At 53.7% G+C, this 8,659-nt stretch carries 6 protein-coding genes and 1 tRNA gene; 2 read left to right on the top strand and 5 right to left on the bottom strand.

Annotated elements, in window-relative coordinates:
* A partial coding sequence (locus H6B10_RS10140; protein WP_275951068.1) for an alpha-L-rhamnosidase C-terminal domain-containing protein occupies positions 1–847 on the top strand: 847 nt, incomplete at its 5' end.
* A 155-nt stretch (positions 848–1,002) separates the two neighbouring features.
* Here H6B10_RS10140 and H6B10_RS10135 read toward each other — a convergent pair.
* The 4 genes from H6B10_RS10135 to H6B10_RS10120 form a co-directional block, all read right to left on the bottom strand.
* Positions 1,003–3,342 carry a glycoside hydrolase family 2 TIM barrel-domain containing protein gene (locus H6B10_RS10135; RefSeq protein ID WP_207751609.1) on the bottom strand — a complete coding sequence of 780 codons (2,340 nt, stop codon included), beginning with the start codon at positions 3,340–3,342 and terminating at the stop codon, positions 1,003–1,005.
* Between the two features lie 73 nt (positions 3,343–3,415).
* Positions 3,416–4,156, bottom strand: coding sequence for a polysaccharide deacetylase family protein (locus tag H6B10_RS10130; protein ID WP_007046213.1), 741 nt, complete (start codon positions 4,154–4,156; stop codon positions 3,416–3,418).
* Between the two features lie 2 nt (positions 4,157–4,158).
* Positions 4,159–5,283 carry a GDSL-type esterase/lipase family protein gene (locus H6B10_RS10125; RefSeq protein ID WP_204651495.1) on the bottom strand — a complete coding sequence of 375 codons (1,125 nt, stop codon included), beginning with the start codon at positions 5,281–5,283 and terminating at the stop codon, positions 4,159–4,161.
* A gap of 12 nt (positions 5,284–5,295) precedes the next feature.
* A complete protein-coding gene (locus tag H6B10_RS10120) occupies positions 5,296–6,759 on the bottom strand; it encodes a family 43 glycosylhydrolase (RefSeq protein WP_204651494.1) in 1,464 nt (487 codons plus the stop codon).
* Between the two features lie 65 nt (positions 6,760–6,824).
* Between H6B10_RS10120 and H6B10_RS10115 the strand changes: the two genes are divergently transcribed.
* Entirely contained in the window at positions 6,825–7,847 is a 1,023-nt protein-coding gene (locus H6B10_RS10115) for an AraC family transcriptional regulator (RefSeq protein ID WP_204651493.1), read from the top strand.
* A 700-nt stretch (positions 7,848–8,547) separates the two neighbouring features.
* On the opposite strand, the gene H6B10_RS10110 is transcribed toward H6B10_RS10115, so the two are convergent.
* Positions 8,548–8,623 (bottom strand) — tRNA-Lys (locus H6B10_RS10110).
* Between the last annotated feature and the right edge of the window lie 36 nt (positions 8,624–8,659).

The raw sequence follows: 8,659 nt of genomic DNA, 5'->3' as shown, positions 1-8,659 counted from the left end.
ACAGAGCGGCGAGTATGCCAAATACACGGTGCTCAACGGCCTGGACTACGGTGAGTGGTGCGAACCCGGAGTAACACCCATGCAGGCCATGGCCAATCCCCGCAAGAGCGTAGGTACAGCGTACCTGGCCTACTCCGGCCGGTTGCTGGCCGAAATTGCGGCCGTACTGGGGCGGCAGGAAGAAGCCGAAGCTTACCGTGCTACCGCCGATAAGGCCGTAAAGGCCTACCGTGCAGCTTTCACAGAGAACGGCGTCATTCACTCGGACCGCCAATGTGAATACGTCCGGGCCATTGCCTTTGCCCTGCTGGGTGAAGAGGAGAGCCAGACAGCCGCTGCCACCTTGAACCAGATGGTGGTGGACAACGGATACCATCTGAACACCGGATTTCTCTCCACCCCCTTCCTGTGCGGTGTGCTGGCCCAATACGGTTACATTGATACCGCTTACCGCCTGCTGCTGCAGCCGGAGGCTCCGGGCTGGCTGTATGAGGTAAACAAAGGAGCCAACACGATGTGGGAAATCTGGACCGGCATTGACGCCGAGGGCAAACCACACGAATCCCTGAACCACTACTCCTACGGTGCTATCTGCGGCTGGCTGTTCGGGGGCGTCTGCGGCATTCACTTCACGGACGGTCAACTGACCATTGCTCCCACTCCGCACAAAGCGCTGGGGTACGCCAAAGCTGTTTATGATTCGCCTGCAGGCCGAATCGAAAGCGGCTGGCGGTATGAAGGAGATACGGTCACCTACGAATTCACCATTCCCACCAATATCACAGCACACATTCACCTTCCGGACGGAAGGACACGAATGCTATCTGCTGGCACGCACAGGCTCTAAAGGTCGCTTCATAGCGCAGCCGATGTTCCCTCTTTCGGAAGAATGTGAATTTCCCGCAAAATCTATGAAGTAGATCACGTAGAAAAAGACTGCAACGATTGTTGCAGTCTTTTTGGTGAGACATCGGAATCTGCAGTCTGGCCTATGCCCTTTTCTCAGATCACTTCCAATTCAAGCGTTTTGGCCCGCAGGCCTTTTGCCTTCACCGTGACCGTAACCTTTCCGGGGACATCGCCGCCGCGGACCACGGCCAATGCCTTGCCGTAGTAGGTCGTGTGGGTATCGGAGAAAAAGTTCTCCCCCATGTTGGGCCGTGCAGAACCAAGGGCCAGCAGCTTCCCGGCACCGTCAACCTCCACCGTGACCGCAGTATCCTCAGAAGATTTTGTGGTGCCATCCGCCCCCGTCAGGTCAATGCTGATGTAGGCCAAATCCTGCGTTTTTGCCTGCAAGGTGCTCCGGTCAGCCACCACACGCAGTTCGGCGGGCCCTACGGCCGTCTTCATGGAAGTCCGGCTCTGTTCTTTTCCCTCGCCATCGTAGCTGATTGCGGTGATGGTACCGGGCTTATAGACAACGCGGTTAAAGACCGCCTTGTATTCCTTCGTCTTTTTCCGGCCATAGGAATGCCCGTTGACAATGAGTTCCGCCGTTTCGCCGTCAGAGTAGACCGTGACCTTGGTTTTTTTGCCTTCACAGCCGGCCCAGGACCAGCTTTCCACTGCGTCTGTGTCACGCCACATGGATACCGAGCCGGTCTCCCCTGCATGGGTAAACGGTTCTACGCCGATGCCAGGGGTATGGTCCAGCCCCCAGATCAGCCGGTTCCACTGCACCTCGGGGCGGAGCTTTCCGCAAATGTCGATCACGCCGCAGCCGGCGGAGATGATGGGCGCATCCTGTCCGGGATTTTTGAAACTTTTGTAACGGACGGTACCGATACCCGCCTCCCCCAGATAATCCCAGCCCGTCCACATAAAGTCGCCGATGACATAGGGGAGTTTTTTCACCAGTTGCCAGTTATGATACAGGTTCTTGGGCAGGGTCTCGGACCCGACAATGACGCGGTCGGGATGGAGCGTACCGTCCTTCTCGTATCGGGACGCGGCGTAGTTGTAACCGCCAATATCCAGATAAGAGAAACTCACCTTTGTGGCATCGTCCGCGGCAGGTTTGGCGGCCATTTTTTCGATCATACCCCCGGCCAGGTTCATTAGCATGTTGAAGAAGGCGCTGGTGGGAACGTTGTCCATCGTCTGACTGCCGTTTTTATTCTCTTTCCCATTCTTTTTGTTGCCGTATATGCCGCCGCCCTTGGCCGACATACTGCACAGCATCAGGTTGACTCCCATCGTCACTGCTTTGTCCGGGTCCAGCTTTCGTGCCAGGACTGCCAATTTTTTACAGTACTCCTGTCCTTCGGGCATAGCCAGTTCGGAGATTTCATTTCCGATAGAGTTCATGACCACACTGGGATGATTGTAGTTTTTGATGACCATAGCTGTGAGATCCCGCTGCCACCATGCGCGAAAATCCTGGTCCGCATAGTCGTAGGGGTTTTTATGTACCAGCCAGTTGTCGCAGAATTCATCCATGACGTACAGACCCAGCCGGTCACAGGCATCCAACAACGCCTTGGAGGCAGGGTTGTGGGCGGAACGTATCGCGTTGAAACCGGCTTCCTTGAGCAGACGGACACGGCGGAACTCGGCATCCTCAAAAGAGCATGCGCCCAGAATACCATTGTCGTGGTGGACGCAGGCGCCACGGAACAGCGTTTTCTTGCCGTTTACAAAAAATCCTCTGGTGCTCCAGCTAAGGGTACGGAATCCAAACCAGGCGTCCGCCTCATCCACCATCTCACCATTTTTCAACAGTTCCGCTCTGCACCGGTACAGTTCGGGATGTTCCGCGTCCCAAAGCCGCGGCTGGGAAACGGGAATGTCCGCCGATGCAGTGCCTTCCTTGACCGCAGATTCGGCCTGCGCTACCACCTTTTCACCATCCAGAATAGAGACTCTGACCGTATCACCACCGGTGACCGAAACTTTCACATGGGCCGCATCGTTTCCGGAAGTGGAGACGAGCAGTCCATCCGGGCGGATATGACTCTTATCGCCCAGGAAGAGGTTTACGTTGCGATAAATTCCGCTACCGGAATACCAACGGGAATTGGGTACCGACGAGTTGTCCGCGATCACTTTGATCTCATTTTCTTCGCCATACTTCAGTTGTGGGTCCAGCACCACAAAGAAGTTGGTATACCCGTACCGCTGTTCAGCCACAAGCGCATCGTTCACGAACACCTGCGCGTTTTGATAAACCGCCTCAAATTCCAGTACAGCGGACTGTGTCCGCCACGTTTCAGGCACAAGAATCCGTTTGACGTAGACATAGACCCCGCCGGGAAAGTATCCGCACGCTCCCGCTGTTGCCGCATCCTTTGAACGTTTCTCGTACAGCATGGCATCGTGGGGAAGCGTGACCGGTTGCATAGACTGTTCCTTTCCCACGGCGCCAAATAGCCAACCTCGGTTAAAATCTTTCTTTTTCACTTTCCTGCTCTCCTTAAATATGCGCGAACGCTTCGCTGTTTGTGCAATACACGATATCGCTTCGGCCTGCGATCGATTCAAAAAGCCGCTCCAAAGCATACCAACTGGCGTTCCCCTTTTCGTAGTCCATTTCATAACTGTGTGCCCACAGGAACAACAGCAGATCCTTTTCTCCGGGTTCCTCACGTTTGAAGCGCTCCACCAGCTTCACGGCATTTTTCAGAATAAGCGAGGAGGAAGGCCGAAAGTTCAGCGGATCATCCGGGAACGCAAAGCCGCCGGTGGGAAAGACCACTCTGGCATATTGATACCCCTGCGCCTTCAGATACGCCTGGACAGCCGGCGAGGTTGAACCCTGCGCATAGGCGTGCCCCACGACCGTGGTGCCGAAGATTTTTTCCAGCGCGGCCTTGTCCGCATCCACCGATGCGCGCATTTCATCCTCGCTGACAGCCCCCAGCGGTTCATGCCGGAAGCCATGGGTGGCAATCTCCATTCCCTCATAGACCTGGCACACCTCGTCCAGTGGAATTCGGTTGTGCTGCACATAGGAAAATGGCCACTTGTGCTTTACGCCTTCGGGGCAATCCTGAAAAGAGAAGGTTCCAAGTCCCTTCACCTCGCCGCGAGTGCCAAACAGGCCGGCATTGAGATTGAAGGTTCCTTTGAGCCCGTATTGCCTCATGAGCCGGATCACCCGTTTGTCCTGTTCCAGTCCATCATCAAAGCTGAGCGTGAAATACTTTTTCCCCATGCCTACACCTCCCCTGTCAGCTTTTGCAAATCATACGCCTGCGCCAGCAGCATTCCTCCGACCTGATTCGGGTGCAGGTGGTCCCCCTGGTGATAACGCTCGTCGGTGAACGAAGGATTTTTCTGATCGCGCAGCAGTGCATCCGCATCAAGCATATAATCGAACAGCGCGCTATCTCTGATCCATCCATTGATGCGGACTCTCAGCTCCTCCATCTCCCGGGTATACCCTTTTTTCACAAAACCGGTGCGGGGCGGAAGAGTCTGGGCAATCACCCGGATACCTGCCTTATGAAGCCGATCCACAATATCGGTTACGGCCGAACAATATTGTTCCAGCGAAATGACCGCCCCTGTCTTTTGGGAATAGTAGGCCACATCATTGACCCCCAACGCAAAAATCACTCCGCAGAGTTCTGAAAAACGGAGTACATCACGCTCAAAGCGAGAGACCCCTTTTTCCCCGTAGGAAGCCCCCATCAGGCCCGGAACATCATAAAGCAGGCAATTCCCGCCGATTCCGGCGTTCATCAGTGCGTAGTCACCGCCATACGCATCGAACAGACGCCTTTGCAACGGCTTTACCCAGCGGTTCATAGCCGTTATACTGTCCCCGAACGCCACGATGATTTTGGAAGGCTGACCGGTAAACACCTCGATCTGATCCATCCCGGGAATCGCTTCATAAAGGTTGTACTGTTCCATATATCTTTCCCGCCGGGGCGGGGGCAGCTCTCTGTCCGCCGTATGATTTCCCGGGTAGCTTACCGCATTTTCCTCGATCATATTGCTGTCCATGACCTTGGATGCATAGTAGAGTCTGATTTCCAGCTCTTCCCCCATCGTCACCGGGAGCGTCAACTCATCCGAATAACAGCTTTCCCCCGCGGGGACCGTGAAAACACGGCTACCGTCCCGTGTGACGGTATGCATCTCTCCATGTGCCCACACGGTCAGTCCCCCAATGGTGTAGGGTTTCTTTCCATAGTGGTTGGAGAAGCGGACCCGAAGTTTCTCGCCCGAAACCTGGGATATCACAGAATACACCACTGTTTTTTTCTTGCCCGCCAAAAAGCCCATCGCAAAGGCAGGGGCCGCGGCTTGATGCCAAATTGGTGTCCAGTCCATCGTTATCCCCCTTTATGCCAACGTAATACTCAAGATGTCAAGCGTTCCCTTTCCCTTATACCGGAAATACAGCGGGCAGGAATCAATGGGGCGCCGGCTCTCCAACGCCAAACGTCTGGCGTTGAATTTTACTCCGGCGGTTGTCCAGTCGGCTGTCCCGGCAATGGGAATGGATGCTATGACAGGGCCTTTTTCCCCAGGTAAGAGTTCCAGCACGCCGCCTGCGCCGCGAACCGTTACAGCAATGTGGGTGCTTTCATTCAGATCAAAATATCGGAAGCCGGCAATACTGCCATTCTTCATTTTGGAAATATACGCCTTTGGTGCCGTCCTCTCGGTCTCTATGGTCACTTCCCGTTCCCCGGGCTCCGGTGGCTCGTAGTCCGGACCATCCTGGGTGATCTCGGGTCCGCCCATCGGGTTGCGCAGACCAAACGTACCGGCATGGTGCAGAACACAGGCAATGTAGGCCGGATAGGTCCCGGTTCCCTTCAAAGGGCCGCCATTCAATCCGCAGCTCGTGGACTCCACCATGCGGATGGTCCCGTCCGCACGGATCTCAATGGGCTCGGCTACCGCCTGCCGGTTTCGTTTGGCGCCATTGGTCGTTCGGTGGTCAAATATATACCATTGCCCGTGGACACATACCATACCGCCGTGGCTGTTCCCCATCGGATATGCCGCATTCATGAGCTTTCTTCCCTCCAGACCGATATCGCTTGAGGAATGGATCGGTCCCTTGTGGATAAATCCCTTGTCGGGGAACAGGCTCATCGCGTAATTGAGACCGGTGATGTCCGTGGCCGGATAGACCAGATAATACCACTCACCGATGTGACGGATAGAGGGTCCTTCCCAATAGTTCGGCTTCTTGGGATCAAAATCCGCCGGCATGATGATGGTTGGTTCGCTGATGATGGTCAGCATATCAGAGCTGAGTTCCATCACAAACAGCCCCTTGATCTCGTGGCCGAATTGTCCATTGGATTTCTGCCCGCTACCCACGTAGAGAAACACCCGCCCGTCATCATCAACCAGAACGGCTGGGTCAAACATAAACCAATCCTCCGGCTTTGAGCCGTAGACTCGCCCGTCCGGGAAGTGAACATCGCCCAAATATTGGTATTTTCCCGCAGGTTTGTCACACACAGCGACCGATGTGATCGACGTATTGGCAACCGAATAGTAAAGGTAGTACCGTCCGTCTGTGCCGCGCACCACGTCCGGTGCATAGTAGGACAGGTTCTTTTTATTCCACGGCGTATCTTGCTTTTTGAAGATTACGCCTTCATACCGCCAGTCGGAAAGATCGTCTACCGGGGTCGACCAGCATACGTAATCGCCCTCACAGTATTCCTTGGCACCAAAGAGATCATGGCTCCCATAAATGTACAGCCGCTGACCAAATACTTTCGGTTCAGCGTCCGGGATGTATTCCCAACTGGGAAGATAGGGGTTATAGCATTGCCGCTTCACAGATACTTCCTCCTTCAAAAATACTCAATTCCATGCTATACTGCCATAAAAGGGGGGATGCTCGCATGGAACACCTGTTTTTTGACAGCATTGATGAAATGCGGAACCAGACCGGCAGCCATGGTCCGAACTATCTTCGCAACCATACGGCCGAACGGGACTATTTTTCTCCGTTGTCGATCGTAACCAGCATCCAGAAACCTCAGGAATATCTGTTTTCCAACTATATGGATGCATGGTCCTTTTGCGTTCACACCCCAAACAAACACGAATTCTTTCATGAGACCTACATGCACAAACATAATTTTTTTGAGCTGATGTATGTGCAGCGGGGCCACGTCCGGGTGATGATCGAGGGGGCCGAGACCACCTATACGCAGGGAAACCTTTGTCTCCTCAATCGAAACACTATGCATCGCGAAACAGATATGTCGAACGCGGATATCGTTTACATCGGCATCAACGCCTCTCTGCTGACACAGTGGCCCAAATCATTTCCACCACCCTTTCAGTACAAAAGCATTCTCAATCAGTTTTTCAGCGACAACCTGTCGGAACGTGCCGCCTATAAAAAGGACTACCTGGACTTCACCCTTTTAGGAGAAGATACGATCCCACAGCTCACCCAGGAACTGATTCGTGCTTTCTCGGTCAAGCGGATCGGATACCAGTTTGACGTTTACTCCTCTCTGCTCCGGCTGTTTGCCGCCCTAGAGAATCCTGACATATACAAAGCAACACACATTTCGCTGAGGCACAGTCAAGAACTGCTGGCGGTGGAACAGGTCAAGAAGCTGATTGAAGCCCACCACGGGGCTATCCACCGGACCAATCTGGCGGAGGCACTCAACTACTCCTGCGAGCATATATCCCGCATCATCAAGACAAACACCGGATACACACTTAAAGCGTACTGTCAAAAGGTACAGATGGCCGAGGCGGCGCGGCTTCTGAGAAACACAGAGCTGCCGGTCTGCCAGATCGCGGCATCACTGGGCTATGAGAACAGAACGCAATTCTACAAAGTGTTTCAGCGTGAGTATGGTCTCACCCCATTGGAATACCGCCGACATATTGCGGAGGAATGAGCCTTACCCAGCACTGCAGCGATCCAGGCATTCCCGGATTTTTCATATGGATAGACTTGAGCATTGCTGTCCTCCTTGTCATTTCATCAGTTATTCTCCACCAGCAAAGCCCGAATTCGTGCAATTCCAACAATTCAATGATAGATTATTCCTTTGTATTCCACAATGACAAAAGGTCACCCTTTTTCAATTTATTGTATCATTTTGTTTCTTGACGACGAAACAAGAAAGAAAAAACACATTTTGTTACAGTGCGGTATGTGCCTTTTACAAAAATGGCGACAGAGATCCTCCTTGGCCTTTTAAAAGCCTTCTGGTGAGTACCCATAAGTTCTGTGACATTATCGAGTGTAACCGCAATTTCCTCAATACATCCACAAAAAACAAATCCGAACGCATCTGCAAAAGTATGCGTTCGGATTTTTCAGTATGGTGCACAATTAGCGACCGATCCCCGCGAGGCGAATGCAAGCGCTTGCACGGCGCATGAGCCCCCCCGAAGGGGTAGGGGCAGTCCCCTTTCTGACTAATCAGGCCACGGAGGGACCCGCGCACTTTCCAACAGTCCACTGGACTGTTGGAACCGGGCGGGACGCTGACCGCCCGGACGTGCTGTTCTCGTCCCCGTCTGCACCAGGCACTGCTTTCCCATAGGCGCAAACATAAAAAAAAACGCCCTACGTTTCCGTAAGGCGTCTTTTGGTGCACCATCGGGGACTCGAACCCAGGACCCACTGATTAAGAGTCAGTTGCTCTACCAGCTGAGCTAATGGTGCATAATAGCAATCTCCGGGCCGGGCCTAAGGCTCGGC

It is taken from the genome of Gemmiger formicilis (assembly GCF_016901605.1).
Classification (GTDB): Bacteria; Bacillota; Clostridia; order Oscillospirales; family Ruminococcaceae; genus Gemmiger; species Gemmiger formicilis_B.
Note: the sequence above shows the minus strand (reverse complement) of the source record. Positions and strands in the feature narration are given on the sequence as shown.